Genomic DNA, 18,192 nt, shown 5'->3' on the forward strand with positions numbered 1-18,192 from the left:
GGTGAGTCTGGTCGTCCAGAAGTACGGCGGGTCCTCCCTGTCCGATGCCGAGAGCATCAAGCGGGTGGCCCGTCGCATCGTCGACGCGCGCAAGGCCGGTCACGACGTGTGCGTCGTGGTCTCGGCCATGGGCGACACCACCGACGACCTCCTCGACCTCGCCAACGAGGTGAGCCCGCTCCCGCCCGCGCGCGAGATGGACATGCTGCTCACCGCGGGCGAGCGGATCTCGATGGCCCTCGTCGCGATGGCGATCGCCAACCTCGGCAGCACGGTGCGCTCCTTCACCGGCTCGCAGGCCGGCGTCATCACCGACGACACCCACGGCAAGGCGCGGATCATCGACGTCACGCCGGGTCGGATCACCTCCGCGATCGCCGAGGGGCACATCGTCATCGTCGCCGGCTTCCAGGGCGTGAGCCAGGGGAGCAAGGAGATCACGACCCTCGGCCGCGGCGGCTCGGACACGACCGCCGTCGCCCTCGCCGCGGCGCTCGACGCCGACGTCTGCGAGATCTACACCGACGTCGACGGCGTCTACACCGCCGACCCCCGGATCGTCCCCGCCGCCCGTCAGATCGGGCACATCTCCCACGAGGAGATGCTCGAGCTCGCGGCGTCCGGCGCGAAGATCCTGCACCTGCGGTGCGTCGAGTACGCGCGCCGCTTCGACATGCCCATCCACGTGCGCAGCTCCTTCTCCCATCAGGAGGGCACGTGGGTCGGTGGTAGCAACCCCGAAGGAGACAGCGTGGAAGACCCGATCATCGGCGGCGTGGCGCACGACCGCAGCGAGGCCAAGATCACCGTCGTCGGCGTGCCCGACAGCCCCGGCAAGGCGAGCGAGATCTTCCAGGCCGTCGCCGACGCGCAGATCAACATCGACATGATCGTGCAGAACGTCTCCGCGACCGAGACCGGGCTGACCGACATCTCCTTCACCCTGCCGAGCACCGACGGCCAGACCGCGATCCAGGCGCTCACCCGCCTGCAGGAGGGCGTCGGCTTCACCCAGCTGCAGTACGACGACCAGATCGGCAAGGTCAGCCTCGTCGGCGCCGGGATGCGCACCCACCCGGGCGTCTCCGCGACCTTCTTCCGTGCTCTCGCCCAGGCCGGGATCAACATCGAGATGATCTCCACCTCCGAGATCCGCATCTCCGTCGTCACCCGCGGCGACCAGCTCGACGAGGCCGTCCGCGCGGTCCACAGCGCCTTCGGGCTCGACTCCAGCCAGGGAGAGGCGGTCGTCTACGGCGGCACCGGCCGCTGAGACCCGCATGACGACCTCGCCCCCCGACGCGCGCACCCACGACCGCCCCACGCTGGCGGTCGTGGGCGCGACCGGGCGGTTCGCGCGGGCGCTCGTCGCCGCGATGGCGCTGCACGACGACCCGTGGGGCGAGATCCGGCTGCTCTCCCCACGGCTGACGACGAGCACCCTGCCCGTCCGTGGGCGTGAGCAGCAGATCGACGTGCTCACCGAGCGCTCCTTCGACGGCGTCGACATCGCGCTCTTCAACCTGCCGACCGAGCAGACCCGGCCGTGGTCGCGCTGCGCGGTCGCAGCCGGCGCGACCGTCGTCGACGCCAGCGGCGCGCACCGTCTTGACGACGACGTGCCGCTCGTCGTGCCGGGCATCAACGACGCCGCGCTCGCCCACCGCCCCACCGGGGTCGTCGCGATCCCGGGCCCGATCACCTGGGCGCTCGTCGACGCGGCCCACGTCCTCCACCGGGCGTGGGAGCTGCAGCTGCTCACCGTCACCGGCCTCATCGCGGCCGACAGCCGGGCCGAAGGGGGAGTCTCGCGCCTGCGCTCGGAGCTCTCGGCGCTCGCCGACACGCCGAAGGTGGGTCTGTCACCCGGTGACGTCCGGGCGGCCACGAGCGACCTGCCGCCGACATCGCCCTTCCCCGCTCCGTTGGGGATGAACGTCATCCCGTGGGTGGGCCGGCCGGCCGGCGACGGCTGGACGACGGCGGAGCGCGCCCTCGAGGCGGAGATCCGCAAGATCCTCGACATCCCCCACGTGCCGGTCATCGCCACGCTCGTGCAGGTGCCGGTCGTCTCGGCGCACTCGATGTCGATCCACGCCCGGCTCGCCCGACCGGTCCACCCGGACAAGGTCGCCCGGGTCTTCACCGAGGCACCGGCGCTCGTCGTCGTCGACACCCCTGTCGGGGGAGAGGTGCCGACCCCGGTCGACGTCGTCGGGATCGACCCGCGCTTCGTCGGGCGGATCCGCCAGCCGGAGGGCCTGCGGCACAACGTCGAGCTCTTCCTCAGCTCGGACACGGTGCGCCGCGGCGCGGGGGCGATGCTCGACATCGCCGGTCAGCTCGCGGGGACCGGGTCACCGGCGTGACCGCCCGCCGGGGCGTGACCGATCGGTGACCCCGGCGTCAGCAACCGGACACCTGGCTGCGGCGTCATGAACGGGAGAGGGCCGGGGAGCGATGCCCTCTTGTGACAAATGTGACTCATGTGACGAGTGTGGTTCGTGTGACAATCTGGGGGACAGCTGATGACCGGGCGTGAGGAGCTCGAGATGGCCGATGGGGACGGGCGCTGGACTTCACGTCCGGCGGCGGGGTACGAGGTGCTGCGCGTCGACGAGCTCGACGACGACACCCGACGGGTGCTCGCGCGGCGACGACGTCGGCGGGCGATCCTCTTCGTCACGCTCCCCGGGCTGCTCCTCGGCACCGCGACGGTGGCCGCTGCCTACAGCGCGAACCTCATCGGCGCGCCCGAGCCCGTGTGCATCCCCGAGCGGGTCGAGGCCCCGCAGCGCGACTCCTTCGAGATCGACCTGCAGAACTCCAACAGCACCGCGGGCCTGGCCCGCGACGTCGGCCGCACCCTCGAGGAGCGCGGCTTCGTCATCGCCGACATCGGCAACGCCGACGACCGCGTCTACGTCAAGAGCGCCGCGACGATCTACTACGGGCCGGACAGCCGCGACAACGCGCTGCTCGTGCAGCAGCAGATCCCCGGCTCGAAGATGTGGTCCGACGGCCGCGGCGGCAAGGACGTGCAGGTCGTCCTCGGCTACGGCTACGAGGACCTCAAGGACGAGCCGGAGCCCCCGCCGCCCGCGCCGAGCGAGATCCGCGTGTCGGTCTACAACACGACCTTCCGCGAGGGGCTGGCGGCGGACGTCGCCGCCGACCTGCGCTCACGAGGCTTCCGCACCGGCGAGACCGGCAACGACCCCTCGGGCGCCTTCCTGCCCGAGGAGGCCGCGATCATCCGGTACGGCCCGGACGGCCAGAAGGCCGCGAAGCGCCTGGCCGACCACGTCGAGGGCGCCGAGCTGCAGCGCGTCGAGGGTCGCAAGGGCATGAGCGTCGACCTCGTGCTCGGCAATGAATACAGTGACCTCGTCCCCGCCAGCGACATCCCCGAGGTCACGCCCTACGTGCGACCCGCGGACCACATCGAGAGGCCCTGCGAAGCCCGATGACAGTGCAGACCGTTGCCATGCTCACCGCGGGCGGTCTCGCCCCGTGCCTGTCCTCAGCAGTCGGCGGCCTCGTCGAGAGGTACACCGAGATCGCGCCGGACGTGCGCATCATCGGCTACCTCGACGGCTACGCCGGTCTGCTCACCGGACGCTCCGTCGAGGTGGACGAGCAGGCCCGCCGTGAGGCCTCACGCCTGCACCACCTCGGCGGGACGCCGCTCGGCAACAGCCGGGTCAAGCTGACCAACGTCGAGGACGCGGTGCGCCGCGGGCTCGTGCCCGAGGGCTCCGACCCGCTGCAGGTGGCCGCCGAGCAGCTCGCCGCGGACGGCGTCGACGTGCTCCACACGATCGGCGGCGACGACACGAGCACGACGGCGGCGGACCTCGCGGCCTACCTGCACGAGCACGGCCACGAGATGCGCGTCGTCGGGCTGCCGAAGACCATCGACAACGACATCGTCCCGGTGCGGCAGAGCCTCGGGGCGTGGACGGCGGCGGAGCAGGGTGCGATCTTCGCGCGCAACGTCGTCGCCGAGACCTCGTCGAACCCGCGGATGCTCGTCATCCACGAGGTGATGGGTCGGCACTCCGGCTGGCTCACCGCCGAGACCGCCCGGCGCTACCACGCGTGGGTCGCCGAGCAGGACTGGGCGCCCGCGATGGGCGCCGACGGCCGACGCTTCGACGTGCACGCGGTCTACGTGCCCGAGCGGCACGTCGACCTCGCCGCGGAGGCCGAGCGGCTCCGCGCGACGATGGACGAGATCGGCTGCGTCACCGTCTTCCTCAGCGAGGGTGCGGGCATCGAGGACGTCGTCGCCGATCTCGAGGCCACGGGTGCCGAGGTGCCGCGCGACCCCTTCGGCCACGTCCAGCTCGACAAGGTCAACCCCGGGCAGTGGTTCGCCGGACGTTTCGCCGAGCTCGTCGGCGCCGAGAAGGTCATGGTGCAGAAGTCGGGCTACTTCGCCCGCTCGGCCGCCGCCGGTCCCGAGGACCTCGCGCTCATCCGCGAGTGCGTCGAGCTCGCCGTCGACACCGCCCTGTCCGGGGGTTCCGGGCTCGTCGGCCACGACGAGGAGCGCGGCGGCGAGCTGCGCGCCATCGAGCTCGACCGGGTCGCCGGCGGACGCCCCTTCGACGTCGAGGCGCCGTGGTTCGCCGAGCTGCTCGACGACCTCGGCCAGGTCAGCTGATCCAGCCCCACCGCAGCAGCGAGACGTCGAGCTCGTGGCCCTTGGTCACGGCGCCGTAGATCTCGACGCGGTCGGCCGTGCGGATGTCGCCGTCCACGGGCGACGGGGTGAAGTACGTCCCCTTCGAGCCCTCCCGCAGGACGAAGGTGGGCCGCGCCCGCTTGGGGCGGTGCTCCTGCGGCTTCCAGCTCCAGCGGGCGACGGCCTCGCCGTCGCGGGTGAACTCCACGGAGATCTTCTCGACCTGCTCCGGGTGGGGGACCTCGAGCTCGAGACGCACGCCGAGCGTGGGCCGGTGCTCCGGCGGGATGGGGAAGGCCAGGCCGAAGTACTGCGGGCCGGTGCGGTCCGGGCGCGGGGTCCCGGTGATGCGCAGACCCCTGACGTCTCCGAGCTCCTCGTCCTCGGAGACGACGTGCTCGGTGCCGAGGTCCATCCGCTTGTTCCAGATGCTCTTGACCTGCTCGAGGTCGTGGGGGTCGACGTTGGTCACCCGGCGGGCCCGGTAGGGGTCCCGCTCCTGGACCGCGGTGGGGTCGGTGACGGCGGCAGCAGCCGCCCGGGCCCGCGGGGAGGGCGCCGTGCCGCGTGAGGCGAGGACGAGCACCCACGTGTTGTCGACGGCCTCGACGTGGTGGGCGACGAGCCCGGCGGACTCGATCATCGCGCGCAGCCGCTCGACGCCGAAGATCGCCGTGTGCCCCCAGATGCCCTCGAGGCGCCCGAGGAGGGGCGTGGAGAAGAGGAGGTCGGCGCCGTCGGGCAGGGCGTCGGCGAGGGCCCGCAGAGCCGCCTCGGCGTCGGGGACGTGCTCGATGACCTCGCAGCAGATGACGAGGTCGGAGTCGCCCACCCGCTCGCGGGTGAGGTCGTACAGGTCGAGCTCGGTGACGTCGGCACGGTCGCCGAAGCCGTTGACCCCGAGCAGCTCACGGGTCGTCCGGGCGTACGCGGGGACGAGCTCGCCCCCGCGGTAGCCGCCGACCTGCCCGTCGCGCAGGAGCAGCGTCGCGAGGAAGCCCTTGCCCGTGCCGACCTCGAAGACGCTCTCGCCCGGGGTGATGAAGTCCAGGGTGCGGCGGAAGCGGGTGATGTTCGACGGCGACTCGTACATCGCCCGGAAGGAGCCGAGCAGGCCCTCGTCGGGCGGGGAGACGAACCACTCCTTGGCGCGCGCCCGCTCGGCGTCCCAGCGGTGCGCGAAGAGGCGACGGGCGGCCCCTTCGCGCAGGTCCTCGAGGTGCTGCACGTCCTGCCAGCCCCGGCGCACGGCGGCCCGCTCGTGGGGGTCCTCCGCCTCGCGGGTGGTGATGGTGGTGTCCGTCATGGCCGTCCTCGTCCTCGTGGGGTCGGCTGAGGATATGGCAGAGACCTCGCCGTTGCCTGGGAGGCGCGACGAAGGGGGCGCGCGGTCGGGTCAGGGTGAGGAGACGACGAGAGCCCCCGGACCGGTGGTCCGAGGGCTCTCCTCGCGGTGGTCGGGGTGACAGGATTTGAACCTGCGGCCTCTTCGTCCCGAACGAAGCGCGCTACCAAGCTGCGCCACACCCCGTGGCTGACGCCGTCTCGAGGACGGCGACACGTGAGGATAACTCAGTCCCCGGCGCTGCCCACAATCGGGCCCGAGGACCGGCTGCCGGTGGGTCGTGGAGAGGGCGTCTGCGTGCCCGGGTCGGGGTCCTGCGTGCCCGGGTCGTCGGAGGTCTGCGTCGGGCTCGTGCTCGACGGGTCGGGCTCCGGGCTCTCGTCGGGCGTCTCGTCGACGGTCGGCGGAGGGGTCCAGGTCGGCGTGGGCGTCCACGTCGGCGTCGGGGTCCAGGTGGGCTCCGGCGTCCACGTCGGCGTCGGGGTCCACGTCGGGGTCGTCGTCGTGCTCGTCGGCTCCGGCGTCCACGTCGGCTCGGTCGTCGTGGGGGTGGGTGCCTGGGTCGGGAGCGGGGTGGTCGTGCTGGAGGTCGTCGTCGAGCTCGTCGTGCTGGTGCGCGTGCGGGTCGTCGTCCGCGACGTCGTCGACGAGGTGGTGGTGGTGGTGGAGCTCGTCGTCGCCGGCGCGGGCACCGCGACGGGCTCCTGGCCCAGTCCGAGCGCGACGACCGAGGTGCCCGTGGCGAAGATGCCCGCGAGGGCCAGGGCCACGCCCTCGACGACCCTCATGCCGCGCGCCCGACGGCGGGGACGAGCGTGAGCAGGCTGGCCTCGGGGCGGCAGGCGAAGCGCACCGGGGCGAAGCGGGAGGTGCCCAGCCCGGCCGACACGTGCAGCCAGGACGCGTCCTGCGGGGCTTCCACGTCGGGACGGTCGGCCGCGCCGGGCCACCAGCGCGACACCCCCTTCGCCCGACGCCGGTCGAGGTCGCAGTTGGTGACGAGCGCCCCGTAGCCGGGCACGCAGAGCTGGCCGCCGTGCGTGTGGCCGGCGAGGACGAGCGAGGCCCCGTCGGCGTGCATGGCGTCGAGGACGCGCTGGTAGGGCGCGTGGGCGACGCCGAGGAGCACGTCGGCCCCGTCCGCGCGCGGTCCGGCGACGTCGTCGTAGCGGTCGCGGCCGATGTGCGGGTCGTCGACCCCGACGAGGTCGAGCGCGAGGTCACCGACCTGCAGCGTCGTGCGGGCGTTGTCGAGATCGGCCCAGCCCCCGGCGAGCATGCCGTCCCGCAGCTCGTGCGTCGGTAGCTCGACACGGGTGCGGGGGGCCTCGCCGTACCGCGGGGTGAGGTAGCGCGCGGGGTTCTTCGGCGCCGGCGCGAAGTAGTCGTTGGACCCCATGACGAAGGCGCCCGGCAGCTCGAGCAGCGGGCGCAGCGCGTCGAGGACGCCCGGCACCGCTCGCTCGTGGCTGAGGTTGTCACCGGTGTCGACGACGAGGTCGGGGCGCAGCCCGGCGAGGTCGCGGATCCATCGCGCCTTGCGCTCCTGGCCGGGCACGAAGTGGATGTCGCTCACCTGGAGCACCCGCAGCGGGCGGGCGCCCTCCGGCAGCAGCGGCAGGGTCCACCGTCGCAGCGTGTAGAGCTGGCGCTCGACGACACCGGCGTAGGCCAGCGCACCCGCTCCGGTCGCGGTCAGGGCGAGGGCGCTGCGCGTCAGGGGGTGGGTCACGCCGCCATTGTCGCCCACGGCCTGCGGGATACCTGGTCGCCCCCGCCGGGGAGGCGGGGGAGAATGTCACCATGACCGACACGCTCAAGGCCACGATCCAGCACGACCTGCACGACTCGATGCGTCAGCGCGACCAGGTGCGCTCCTCGACGCTGCGCATGGTCCTCGCCGCGATCACCACCGAGGAGGTCTCGGGCGACACCGCCCGCACGCTCTCCGAGGACGAGACGCTCAAGGTCGTGGCCAAGGAGGCGAAGAAGCGCCGCGAGGCCTCCACCGCCTACACCGACGCCGGTCGCCCCGAGCTCGCCGCGAAGGAGGACGCCGAGCTCGAGGTGCTCCAGGGCTACCTGCCCGAGCAGCTCGACGACGCCGCCCTCGCCGAGATCGTCGACCGCGCGATCGCCTCGACGGGTGCGACGGGCATGGCCCAGATGGGTCAGGTCATGAAGGTCGCCCAGGGAGAGGTCGCCGGCCGGGCCGACGGCGGAGCCGTCGCCGCGATGGTCAAGGCGCGCCTCGGCTCCTGATCGCTCGAGCACGACGAAGGGGGTGACCCACCAGCTGGTGGGTCACCCCCTTCGTCGGTCGGCTGGGCTCAGCCGTCGTTCTTCTTGGGCTTGTCGCCGGTGTTCTTCGGCTTGCCGTTCGTCTTGGGGTTCTCCGGCCCCTTCGTGCGAGTGGGCACCGCGCCCGTCGACGTAGAGGTCGGCGAGGGCGGGGAGGCCTGGACCCGGGTCGTCGTGCTCGGGGGAGCCGCGGCCTGGGTCTGGGTGGGCGCCGGGGGCGCGGTCACCGGCGCGACGCCGTTGGAGACGTAGTACTCGACGAGGCCGCCCTTGATCGCCTTGCCCGAGGGCGAGGTGCTCGCGACGGTCCCGGCCGGTGCGGTGCTGCTCGTGACGCCGGCGTTGCGCGGGTCGAAGCCGGCGCCCTTGAGGATGGAGTCGGCCTCGGCCGGGGTCTTGCCGATGACCGAGGGCAGGTCGACGTAGTCGCCGTCGACGACCTTGCCGCTGGGCGCCTGGAAGGCCTTCTTGGGCATCTCCGCGCTGGCGTCGTCCATGATCTGCTTCCACAGCGGCGCGGCGATGGTGCCGCCGAAGACGCTGGGGTAGTACTGGCCGCCGATGGTGATGTTGTCCATCTCCATGTTCGGGCCGTCGCCCAGCGGCGTGCCGACCCAGACCGCGGTCGCGAGCTGCGGGGTGTACCCGGCGAACCAGGACTCGCCGTGGTTCTCCGTCGTGCCCGTCTTGCCCGCGGCGACGCGGCCGTCGGCCAGGCGCTGGGTGGCCGCGGTGCCGCCCGGGTCCTCGAGGGTGCCGCGCAGGAGGTGCGTCACGCCCCGGGCGACGCCGGTCTCGAGGGCGCGGGTGCACTTCGGGGGCTTGATCTTGATCTGCTTGCCGTTGGCCTTGGTGATCGACTCGATCGGCGTCGGGGGGCAGTACATGCCGTCGGCGGCCAGGGTGGCGTAGCTCGAGGCGAGCTGGAGGGGCGAGGTCGAGTCCGAGCCGAGGACGATGTTCGAGATCGCGTAGTCGTCCTTGATCTTCTTGCCCGTCGAGTAGTCGATCGACAGCCCGTAGGTCTGACCGTTGCCGTCGGACAGGCCCATCTTGGCCATGACGCCGGGGATCTTGCACGAGCCGATGTCGGAGGCGAGCTGGGCGAAGGCGGTGTTGATCGACTGGGCGGTGGCCTTGCGCAGGGTCATGACGCCACCGGTGAGGAAGTCGTTCTGCACCTTCCAGGTGGGCTCGCCGACGGTGCAGCCGGGGTTGAACGCGGTCTTGGGGAACGCGTGCTGGTTGCCGGGGGCCGCGGTGGGGGCGTTGACGGTGCCGTTCATCGGCTTGCCGTTGGCCAGGGCCGCGGCCAGGACGTACATCTTCGCCGTCGAGCCGATGGCGAAGCCGTTGGTGCCGCCGTAGCGGGTGGGGTAGGTCCAGGCCTGCTCGGAGTAGGTCGTCGTCGCCCGGTCGAGGCCGACCTTGTAGCGCGAGGTCTGCGCGATGGCGCGCACCTTGCCCGTGCCGGGCTCGATCATCGCGGCGCCGGCGCCGACCTTCGGGTCGCCGTTGGGGACCTTCTTGGTCAGCTCCTCGTGCATCTTCTTCTGCCAGTCACGGCGCAGCGTGGTCTTGATCTTCAGACCACCGGTGTTGACCGCCTGCAGGCGTGCCCCCGGGTCAGGCCCGAGCTCGGGCATCGTCTTGAGGTACTCCATGACGTAGTTGCAGAAGTACGGGTCGACGGCCTTGGTGCAGGTGCCGCCCTCGCTGTCCTTGATCCGGACCATGTCCGAGACCTTCTGCTTCGTGTACTTCTTGTGCTGGCCCGGGGTGATGTCGCCGAGCGAGAGCATCCGGTCCAGGACCATGTCGCGGCGCTCCTGGACCTCCTTGGGGTTGTCCCGGATGTCCAGCCGGCTCGGCGACTGCACGACCCCGGCGAGGGTCGCGGCCTCGCCGACGGTGAGCTTCTTGGCCGAGGTGGAGAAGAAGTGCCGGGCGGCGGCCTCGACCCCGTAGGCCTGGTCGCCGTAGTAGACGAGGTTGAGGTAGTTGTTGAGGATCTGGCCCTTGGTGTGGGTCTTCTCGACGTCGAGGGCGTACTTCATCTCCTGCAGCTTGCGGCTGTAGGTCTGCTCGGTCGCTTCGACAGCGCCCTCCGTGTCGCCGGCGCGCAGCGCCTTCTCCTGCAGCATGATCTTCACGTACTGCTGGGTGATCGACGAGCCACCCTGGGTGGCCCCACCCGAGAGGTTCGAGAAGAAGGCGCGGCTGGTCCCGCGCAGGTCGATCCCGCCGTGCTCGTAGAAGCGGCTGTCCTCGATCGCCAGCTGGGCGTTGATCATGTTCTTGCTGATCTTGCTCATCGGGACGATGATCCGGTTGGCGTCGTACGGCGTCGCCAGGACCTTGCCGTCGGCCGAGTAGATCTTCGACTGCTGCGCCAGCGAGATCGCGGTGAACTCGCCGTCGAGGTCCTCGAAGGCCCCGACGGTGCCGCGCGCGGCGCTGCCGGACGCGCCGGCGAAGGGCATGAGCAGCCCGGCGCTGATGAGCCCCATGCCCACCGCGACGGCGACGAAGGCCCCGAGCAGCCGGACGAGGTTGGGCATGGCAGATCGCGACATGTCCTCCAGGGTAACGGCGCCCCCTGAGAGCGCCAGGGAGGCCGAGGACGCGCCGTCTCGCTGCCGCCGCACGGGCGCCGGGGAGGGCCCGCGAGTTAGGCGTTGGTTCAGGTTTGGTCAAGAGATGGTCAAGAAGTAGTCCTTTCGGGCCATGTTTCTCGGACCGTTCCGGTGCCTACCATGAACGCGGCCCTACCGGGGAGTAAGGGCCAGGGGAAGTCAAGGAGTGCAGATGAGCGTTGCAACGCAGCGAACGATGAGCTGGACCGACGACTGGGCGAAGGAGGGTCGGTGCCGGGGGATGGACCCCGACGCTCTCTTCGTCCAGGGCAAGGACCAGCGGGCCGCCAAGCTCACGTGCCGGGGATGCCCCGTCGTCGCGGAGTGCCTGGCGGATGCTCTCGACAACCGGACCGAGTTCGGTGTCTGGGGCGGGATGACGGAGCGGGAGCGCCGCGCGCTGCTGCGTCGTCGCCCGGATGTGGCCAGCTGGTCCGACCTCTTCCAGAGCGCAGCTCGGGGGGCCGCCGTCAGCCGGTGATCGACCGGCTCCGATGACGTCCAGGACCCCGACGGGTCAGCGCACCAGGTGGTGAGCGAGCTCGTCGAGGGCCTGGACGTCATCTGCGTCGTGAGGTGAGTCGGGGACGACGACGACCGGCACCTGCTCGTCCGCGACGAGGTCTCGCAGCGTGCGCAGGACGCTCGCGTGGCGGCGCGCCCTCCGGGTCCGCTCCACATGGGCCGTGAGGGCGGCCCGGCCCAGATCGGTCTCGACCGCGTCGGCGGCGGCGAGCGCCTCTCCGGTGCCCACGGTCGAGGTGGCGCGCACGACCCGGTTGACGACGAGAGCCCGCGGTCGGACCTCGTCGTCGGCCAGCCGGGCGAGCAGACGGCGGCTCTCGACGACGGAGGCGTCGTCGGGTGCCCCGACGACCACCCAGGCGGTGGTCGGCGAGGTCAGCGCCGCGTACGTCGCGTCGGCGCGCTCGCGGAAGCCGCCGAGCACCGTGTCCAGCGCCCCGAGCAGGGTCTGCACGTCACCGACGAGCGAGGGGCCGAGGACCGCGGAGACGACCCCTCGGCCGAGCGCGACGCCCTGCCCGGCGACCTTCCGGCCGAGCCGGCCGCCGGCTCGCGCGGGGGCGGACAGCACCCGCAGCAGCCGGCCGTCGAGGAAGCGGCCGAGCCGCGCGGGGGCGTCGAGGAACTCCAGCGCGGAGCGCGACGGCGGGGTGTCGACGACGAGCAGGTCCCAGCGCCCGGTGCGCGTCATCTCCTCGCGCAGCTGACCGATGCGCTCGACGGCCATGTACTCCTGCGTGCCCGCGAGCGAGGTCGACAGGCTCTCGTAGAGGGGGTGGCCGAGGATCGCGGCGGCACGGTGAGGACCCGCGTGCTGGCGCACGAGGTCGTCGAAGGTCCGGCGCATGTCGAGCACGAGCACGTCGAGGCTGCCGGTGGAGCCGTCGCCCACGAGCCCGGTGACCGGGTGCGGCTCGCTGCTCGAGGGGTCGGCGCCGAGGGCCTGGGCGAGTCGTCGCGAGGGGTCGATGGTGAGCACGACGACCCGGCGTCCCTGCCGCGCCGCCCGGACGCCGAGGGCGGCGGCGGTCGTCGTCTTGCCGACGCCGCCGGCCCCGCAGCACACGACGACGCGCACCGACGGGTCCTCGAGGACGTCGCCGAGGGGTCCGCTCACGTCAGCACCTCGAGGTCGTCGGCCAGCCGGTCGAGGTCGTCGCGCTCGACCTCCTCGCCGAGATGACGAAGGGGGATCACCTCGCGCCCGAGGTCGTCGAGCCGGGCGCGCAGCGCGACGCGGTCCTCGTCGCGCTCGACGCGGTCCAGCAGCTCGCGGTGCAGGGCGCTCACCGCGCCCGTCCCGAGGTCGAGACCTGCTCGGGAGAGGTCGTCGGCGAGCTGGCCCACGGCCGCGTCGGACCGGGCGGCGGCTCGTCCTGCGTCGTCGAGGGCCGGGTCCTGCCAGCGGGAGACGAGCACCGAGCCGAGCGGCCAGCCCGCGGCGGCGAGCTCGGCGCCGGACTCGAGGCTCTCCTGCACGGGCAGCTCCTCGAGCAGGGCGACGAGGTGCACCTGCGTGCCCGGGCCGCGCAGCCAGGAGAGCACGCGCTCGGCCTGACGCCGCACCGGGCCGCTGCGCACCATGACGGTGGTCTGCCCCGGTGCGCCGAGGAAGCGCGCGACGCGGCCGGTCGGCGGGGCGTCGAGGACGACGACGTCGTAGTGGGGGCCGTCGCGACCCGCCCGCTCGCGCCCGGCCGCCTCGTGGATCGCGCCGAGGACGAGCACGTCGCGGACGCCGGGGGCGACCGCGGTCGCGAAGTCGACCGCCCCGACCGCGGTGAGCACCCGCGCGGCTCCGGGCACCCGCACCTTGAGGCGGAGGTAGTCGTGCAGCGCGGTGCGGGCGTCGACGTCGAGGACGTGCACCGACCCGCCGGCGTCGGTCGTCAGCGCCGGACGCTCGCCCTCTCCGGGCGGCACGTCGAGCAGGCGGGCCAGGGCGTCACGCCCCTCGACCTCGACCGCGAGGACCCGGCGACCCCCCTTCGCCAGCGCGAGGGCGAGGGCTGCGGAGGTCGTCGACTTGCCGGTGCCCCCCTTGCCGGTGACGACGTGCAGGCCGACCTGAGGTCGCTGCGGTCTCGAGGGCACCTCCGCAGCGTAGACGGCGCGAGGGCGTCGCTAGGGTGGCGGCATGACCCAGTGGGAGTACGCGACCGTGCCGCTCATGATCCATGCCACCAAGCAGATCCTCGACCAGTGGGGCGAGGACGGCTGGGAGCTCGTCCAGGTCGTCGCCGGCCCCGACGGCAACGGTCTCGTGGCCTACCTCAAGCGACCCAAGGGCCAGTGATGGGTCGGGTCGCCGACCGTCTCGCCGAGCTCGGCATCGACCTGCCCGAGGCGGCGACGCCCGCCGGCTCCTACCAGCCGGCCGTCATCAGCGGCGACCACGTCTACACCTCCGGCCAGCTGCCCGTCGTCGGCGGCGAGCTGCCGCAGACCGGTCAGGTCGGCGAGGGCGCCGGGCTGGTCAGCCCGGCCGCGGCGCAGGAGATGGCGCGCACGTGCGCGATCAACGCCATCGCGGCCGTCGCCTCGGCCGTCGACCTCGACCGGGTGCAGCAGGTCGTCAAGGTCGTCGGCTTCGTCTCGAGCGACCCCGGCTTCACCGGGCAGCCGGGGGTCGTCAACGGTGCGAGCGACCTGCTCGCCGAGGTCTTCGGCGACGCCGGGCGGCACGCCCGGTCCGCGGTCGGGGTCGCCGTGCTCCCGCTCGGCGCCAGCGTCGAGGTCGAGGTCTGCGTGCGTATCTCGTGAGCCGTCGATGACGACCCGGGACTTCCCCTTCGCCGCGGGTCGCGAGCTGCTCGAGGTGCCCCTCGACCCGGCCCCGGTGCGCCAGGCCGCGACCGTCATGCTCCTGCGCGATGGCTCGGTTGGCCTCGAGGTCTTCATGCTGCGGCGGGTGAGCACGATGGCCTTCGCGCCGTCGATGCACGTCTTCCCCGGCGGTGGGGTGGACCTGCGCGACGCGACGGAGGACCTCCCGTGGGCCGGCCCGGACGTCGACGACTGGGCCCGCACGATGGACTGCCCGCCCGACGAGGTGCGCGCCCTCGTCGCGGCCGCGGCGCGTGAGGTCTTCGAGGAGACGGGCGTGCTCCTCGCCGGTGACGACGAGGGGTCCGACCCGGTCGAGCGGCTCGGCGGCACCGACGCGGCGGCCCGGGCCCGCCAGGCCCTCGTCGGGCGCGAGCTGAGCTTCGCCGAGCTGCTCGGCGGGGCCGGTCTGCGGCTGCGCTCGGACCTGCTCGGCTACCGCGCGCACTGGATCACGCCCGAGATCGAGCCCCGGCGCTACGACACCCGCTTCTTCGTCGCCGAGGTGCCGCCCGGGCAGGAGCCCGACGGCGAGACGACCGAGGCCGACCGCGCCGAGTGGGTGCGACCGCAGGACGTCCTCGCCGCCGCCGAGGCGGGCGAGGCCCGGCTCATGCCGCCGACGATCGTGTGCCTCGAGCAGCTGCAGGCCGCGGGCTCGGTCTCGCGCGCGCTGGGGGAGCGGCCGGCGATCGCGCCGGTCATGCCCGTGCTCGTCGACACCGGCGCCGGGACCGTCATGCGCGCCGAGCTGCCGTGAGCGCCACCGCGCCGCAGCCCTCCGCCCCCTTCGGGCAGTGGGCGGGCGGCCAGGTGAGCCCGCATGCGTACTGCCTGCTGCAGGGCAACCCCGGGCCGATGACCCTCGACGGCACGAACACCTGGGTCGTCATGGCGCCCGGGTCGAGCAGCGCGCTCGTCGTCGACCCCGGTGAGGACGACACGGCCCATCAGCAGCGCGTCGTCGACCACGTCGCCGCCCTCGGTGCCCGGATCACGCAGGTCGTGCTCACGCACGGCCACCACGACCACAGCGAGGGGGCGCCGCGGCTCGCCCGTCTCACCGGAGCGGGTGTGCGGGCCGTCGGGCGGGGTCACGACGACCTCGCCGACGGAGACGTCCTCGACGCCGGTGGTATCGAGCTGCGGGTCGTCGCGACGCCGGGGCACACCTCGGACTCGGTGTCCTTCGCCCTCGCCGCCGACCATGCGCTGCTCACCGGCGACACGGTGCTCGGCCGGGGCACCACCGTCGTCGCGCACCCCGACGGCGAGCTCGAGGCCTACCTCGGCTCGCTCGAGCGGATCGCCGCGCTCACCGGCGGGGGAGCGGTGACCTCGATCCTGCCCGGGCACGGGCCCACGGTGCCCGACGCGTCGGCGATGGTCGACTTCTACCGGGTGCACCGCGCCGAGCGGCTCGACCAGGTGCGGGCGGCGCTCGCCGACGGTGCGGACGGCGCGGACGCGGTCGTCGAGCGGGTCTACGCCGACGTCGACCGGTCCGTGTGGCCCGCCGCGCGGATGTCGGTGCTGGCCCAGCTCGCCTACCTGCAGGGGCGGTAGCGCAGGGCTGGTCCCCCTTCGCCCCGCTCGGGCTCGCCGGACCCCGCCCCCTTCGGTCACGAAGGGGGCGTCAGCGGGGGTGGCAAAGGGGTGTGACCGGGCGACGCGGTCTCGAGGCTCCTTCGTCGCACCTCGACCAGCGAAGGATTCGTCGCACCTCGACCAGCGAGGGACGACCGATCAGCGGGCGCGACGCTTGAGGCGCTCGACGTCCTGGAGGAGGACGGCGCGGGCCTCGAGACGCAGCCAGCCGCGGGAGGCGAAGTCGGCGAGGGCCTTGTTGACCGTCTCGCGGGAGGCGCCGACGAGCTGGGCGAGCTCCTCCTGGGTGAGGTCGTGGGCGACCATGACGCCCTCCTCGACGGGGCGGCCGAAACGCTGGCTCAGCTCGAGCAGCGCCTTGGCCACACGACCGGGCACGTCGGTGAAGACGAGGTCGGCGAGGTTCTCGTTCGTGCGGCGCAGCCGACGGGCGAGCGCGGCGAGGAGGGTCACCGCGATGCGCGGGTGGTTGCCGAGCAGCTGGCGCAGCTGGTCGTTGCCGAGACCGATGAGCTGGGTCTCGGCAACCGCCGTGGCCGTCGCGGTGCGGGGGCCGGGGTCGAAGAGGCTGAGCTCGCCGAACATCTCGCCGGGGCCGAGGATCGCCAGGAGGTTCTCGCGGCCGTCGGTGCTCGTGCAGCCGAGCTTGATCTTGCCCTCGGTGATGACGTAGAGCCGGTCGCCCTGGTCGCCCTCGTGGAAGAGGACGTCGCCGCGCTCCATCCGGAACGCGTCCATCGAGGACATGATCTCGCGGGCTGCCTCGTCGTCGAGGGTCGCGAAGAGAGGGGCGCGTCGCACTGCTTCGAGGTCCACACCGGGCAGTGTGCCATGCACCGTCGGTGGCGGCCCGTAGTGTGCGAGATGTGTCTGCGCCCCTCGAGACGCCCCTCGCCCGGACCCGCCGCGCGCGCAAGGGGTACCGCCTGCTCCACGACCGATACCCCTACGCCCACTGCGAGCTCGACTTCGAGACGCCGCTCCAGCTGCTCGTCGCGACGATCCTCTCGGCGCAGACGACGGACGTCGGGGTCAACAAGGTGACGCCGGTGCTCTTCCGTCGCTACCCGACCGCCGCCGCCCTCGCCGCGGCCGTCCCGGAGGAGATGGAGGAGATCCTGCGCCCGACCGGCTTCTACCGGGCCAAGACGCGCTCCGTCATCGGTCTGGGCCAGGCGCTCGTCGCCGACCACGGCGGTGAGGTGCCCGGGCGGCTCGACGAGCTGGTCAAGCTCCCGGGCGTGGGGCGCAAGACCGCCAACGTCGTGCTCGGCAACGCCTTCGGGGTGCCGGGCATCACGGTCGACACCCACTTCGGCCGGGTCGCCCGGCGGCTGGGCTGGACCGACGAGAGCGACCCCGTCGTCGTCGAGCAGGAGATCGGCGCGATCTTCCCCCGGCGCGACTGGACGATGCTCAGCCACGTCCTCATCTTCCACGGCCGGCGCACCTGCCACGCCCGCAAGCCCGCGTGCGGGGCCTGCCCCGTCGCGCGCATCTGCCCGTCCTACGGCGACGGCGAGACCGACCCGGCGAAGGCGGAGAAGCTGCTCAAGTACGAGCTCGCCCCGAAGAAGGACGCATGAGCCGGCCCCCCGCATGGGTCGAGCAGATCGTCCCGAGCATCCTGGACGACCTGCCCGAGTGGTTCACCCGCTTCGCCCCGCCGGACGACCCCGGCCGCAGCTCGGCGGTCCTCATGCTCCTCGGCCCGCGCCCCGGCAGCGACCCCGACGACCCGGTCGTCGAGGTCGTCCTCACCGAGCGCTCCGCCGAGCTGCGGTCGCACGCGAGCCAGGTCTCCTTCCCCGGCGGGCAGGTCGACCCCGGCGAGGACGCCCCGACGGCGGCGATCCGCGAGGCGCAGGAGGAGGTCGGCCTCGACCCCGCGAGCGTCGACGTCGTCGGCACCCTGCCCCCGCTCTACCTCACGCCGAGCCGCAACTCCGTGACCCCGGTGCTGGCCTGGTGGCGCGAGCCGCACGAGCTGGACGTCGCGTCCCCGGTCGAGGTCGCGAGCATCGAGCGCGTCGCCGTCGCCGACCTCGTCGACCCGGACAACCGCTTCACCGTCCGGGTCGGAGACGAGTACGAGGGCTTCGGATTCGGCGTGCACGACCTCTACGTGTGGGGCTTCACCGCGCACCTGCTCGACATGCTCCTCACGGCTGGCCGGCAGACCCGTGACTGGGACGCCGAGGTCGTGCGCCCGCTGCCGTGGAAGTACCTGCGCCCCTTCGTCGAGCGCCGCGCCTGACCTC

General features: G+C 72.8%; 20 protein-coding genes and 1 tRNA gene. 13 read left to right on the plus strand and 8 right to left on the minus strand.

What is annotated here, in order from left to right:
* Position 1 precedes the first annotated feature (1 nt).
* Positions 2–1,273 carry an aspartate kinase gene (locus ABIB53_RS05675; protein WP_068272844.1) on the plus strand — a complete coding sequence of 424 codons (1,272 nt, stop codon included), beginning with the start codon at positions 2–4 and terminating at the stop codon, positions 1,271–1,273.
* 7 nt (positions 1,274–1,280) lie between these two features.
* On the plus strand, positions 1,281–2,369 hold the full coding sequence (locus ABIB53_RS05680) for an aspartate-semialdehyde dehydrogenase (RefSeq protein ID WP_354587464.1): 1,089 nt from the start codon (positions 1,281–1,283) through the stop codon (positions 2,367–2,369).
* Here the strand turns inward: ABIB53_RS05680 and ABIB53_RS05685 are convergent.
* A complete protein-coding gene (locus ABIB53_RS05685; protein ID WP_354587465.1) occupies positions 2,339–2,710 on the minus strand; it encodes a hypothetical protein in 372 nt (123 codons plus the stop codon). The two genes, ABIB53_RS05680 and ABIB53_RS05685, sit on opposite strands and share 31 nt — an antisense overlap.
* A 52-nt stretch (positions 2,711–2,762) precedes the next feature.
* Here ABIB53_RS05685 and ABIB53_RS05690 point away from each other — a divergent pair, with 52 nt between their 5' ends.
* Together ABIB53_RS05690 and ABIB53_RS05695 are read left to right on the plus strand one after the other, a co-directional pair.
* Entirely contained in the window at positions 2,763–3,470 is a 708-nt protein-coding gene (locus tag ABIB53_RS05690; protein ID WP_354587932.1) for a LytR C-terminal domain-containing protein, read from the plus strand.
* Entirely contained in the window at positions 3,467–4,669 is a 1,203-nt protein-coding gene (locus tag ABIB53_RS05695) for a pyrophosphate--fructose-6-phosphate 1-phosphotransferase (RefSeq protein ID WP_354587466.1), read from the plus strand. Before ABIB53_RS05690 ends, ABIB53_RS05695 begins: the two co-directional genes overlap by 4 nt.
* On the opposite strand, the gene ABIB53_RS05700 is transcribed toward ABIB53_RS05695, so the two are convergent.
* Both ABIB53_RS05700 and ABIB53_RS05705 read right to left on the minus strand, forming a co-directional pair.
* A complete protein-coding gene (locus ABIB53_RS05700; RefSeq protein WP_123091366.1) occupies positions 4,662–5,996 on the minus strand; it encodes a methyltransferase domain-containing protein in 1,335 nt (444 codons plus the stop codon). The genes ABIB53_RS05695 and ABIB53_RS05700 overlap by 8 nt on opposite strands.
* A 148-nt stretch (positions 5,997–6,144) precedes the next feature.
* Positions 6,145–6,221: transfer RNA gene (locus ABIB53_RS05705), tRNA-Pro, on the minus strand.
* A gap of 132 nt (positions 6,222–6,353) precedes the next feature.
* Here ABIB53_RS05705 and ABIB53_RS05710 point away from each other — a divergent pair.
* The gene (locus tag ABIB53_RS05710; protein ID WP_354587467.1) at positions 6,354–6,854 is read left to right on the plus strand and encodes a hypothetical protein; all 501 of its coding nucleotides are present in this window, start codon (positions 6,354–6,356) and stop codon (positions 6,852–6,854) included.
* Here the strand turns inward: ABIB53_RS05710 and ABIB53_RS05715 are convergent.
* Positions 6,820–7,767 carry a metallophosphoesterase gene (locus ABIB53_RS05715; protein WP_354587468.1) on the minus strand — a complete coding sequence of 316 codons (948 nt, stop codon included), beginning with the start codon at positions 7,765–7,767 and terminating at the stop codon, positions 6,820–6,822. The two genes, ABIB53_RS05710 and ABIB53_RS05715, sit on opposite strands and share 35 nt — an antisense overlap.
* A gap of 71 nt (positions 7,768–7,838) precedes the next feature.
* Here ABIB53_RS05715 and ABIB53_RS05720 point away from each other — a divergent pair, with 71 nt between their 5' ends.
* On the plus strand, positions 7,839–8,297 hold the full coding sequence (locus ABIB53_RS05720) for a GatB/YqeY domain-containing protein (protein WP_354587469.1): 459 nt from the start codon (positions 7,839–7,841) through the stop codon (positions 8,295–8,297).
* A gap of 68 nt (positions 8,298–8,365) precedes the next feature.
* Here ABIB53_RS05720 and ABIB53_RS05725 read toward each other — a convergent pair whose 3' ends face one another.
* Positions 8,366–10,912, minus strand: coding sequence for a transglycosylase domain-containing protein (locus ABIB53_RS05725; protein ID WP_354587470.1), 2,547 nt, complete (start codon positions 10,910–10,912; stop codon positions 8,366–8,368).
* Between the two features lie 232 nt (positions 10,913–11,144).
* Between ABIB53_RS05725 and ABIB53_RS05730 the strand changes: the two genes are divergently transcribed.
* Positions 11,145–11,453, plus strand: a complete 309-nt coding sequence (locus tag ABIB53_RS05730; RefSeq protein ID WP_225212903.1) for a WhiB family transcriptional regulator — start codon at positions 11,145–11,147, stop codon at positions 11,451–11,453.
* Positions 11,454–11,489: 36 nt separating this feature from the next.
* Here ABIB53_RS05730 and ABIB53_RS05735 read toward each other — a convergent pair whose 3' ends face one another.
* Positions 11,490–12,614: an ArsA family ATPase gene (locus ABIB53_RS05735; protein WP_354587471.1), complete on the minus strand. Its 1,125-nt coding sequence runs from the start codon at positions 12,612–12,614 to the stop codon at positions 11,490–11,492.
* A complete protein-coding gene (locus tag ABIB53_RS05740; protein ID WP_354587472.1) occupies positions 12,611–13,591 on the minus strand; it encodes an ArsA-related P-loop ATPase in 981 nt (326 codons plus the stop codon). The genes ABIB53_RS05735 and ABIB53_RS05740 overlap by 4 nt, the downstream gene beginning before the upstream one ends.
* A 43-nt stretch (positions 13,592–13,634) precedes the next feature.
* Between ABIB53_RS05740 and sp36 the strand changes: the two genes are divergently transcribed.
* From sp36 to ABIB53_RS05760, 4 genes are read left to right on the plus strand one after another with little or no spacing between them, the layout of a single operon-like run.
* Positions 13,635–13,793, plus strand: a complete 159-nt coding sequence (gene sp36 / locus ABIB53_RS05745) for a Sp36 family protein (protein ID WP_123091359.1) — start codon at positions 13,635–13,637, stop codon at positions 13,791–13,793.
* The gene (locus tag ABIB53_RS05750) at positions 13,793–14,260 is read left to right on the plus strand and encodes a RidA family protein (RefSeq protein ID WP_354587473.1); all 468 of its coding nucleotides are present in this window, start codon (positions 13,793–13,795) and stop codon (positions 14,258–14,260) included. Before sp36 ends, ABIB53_RS05750 begins: the two co-directional genes overlap by 1 nt.
* A gap of 7 nt (positions 14,261–14,267) precedes the next feature.
* On the plus strand, positions 14,268–15,083 hold the full coding sequence (locus ABIB53_RS05755; protein ID WP_354587474.1) for an NUDIX hydrolase: 816 nt from the start codon (positions 14,268–14,270) through the stop codon (positions 15,081–15,083).
* Positions 15,080–15,889 (plus strand): MBL fold metallo-hydrolase, encoded by an 810-nt coding sequence (locus ABIB53_RS05760; protein ID WP_502914627.1) that lies wholly within the window; start codon positions 15,080–15,082, stop codon positions 15,887–15,889. The genes ABIB53_RS05755 and ABIB53_RS05760 overlap by 4 nt, the downstream gene beginning before the upstream one ends.
* A 180-nt stretch (positions 15,890–16,069) precedes the next feature.
* Here the strand turns inward: ABIB53_RS05760 and ABIB53_RS05765 are convergent, their stop codons facing one another.
* On the minus strand, positions 16,070–16,747 hold the full coding sequence (locus ABIB53_RS05765) for a Crp/Fnr family transcriptional regulator (protein ID WP_068272886.1): 678 nt from the start codon (positions 16,745–16,747) through the stop codon (positions 16,070–16,072).
* A 50-nt stretch (positions 16,748–16,797) separates the two neighbouring features.
* On the opposite strand from ABIB53_RS05765, the gene nth reads away from it, so the two are divergent.
* Positions 16,798–17,517, plus strand: coding sequence for an endonuclease III (gene nth, locus ABIB53_RS05770; protein WP_354587475.1), 720 nt, complete (start codon positions 16,798–16,800; stop codon positions 17,515–17,517).
* Positions 17,514–18,188, plus strand: a complete 675-nt coding sequence (locus ABIB53_RS05775) for an NUDIX hydrolase (protein WP_354587476.1) — start codon at positions 17,514–17,516, stop codon at positions 18,186–18,188. The genes nth and ABIB53_RS05775 overlap by 4 nt, the downstream gene beginning before the upstream one ends.
* Positions 18,189–18,192: the final 4 nt, after the last annotated feature.

This window comes from Janibacter sp. UYMM211, from assembly GCF_040547045.1.
Classification (GTDB): domain Bacteria; phylum Actinomycetota; class Actinomycetes; order Actinomycetales; family Dermatophilaceae; genus Marihabitans; species Marihabitans melonis.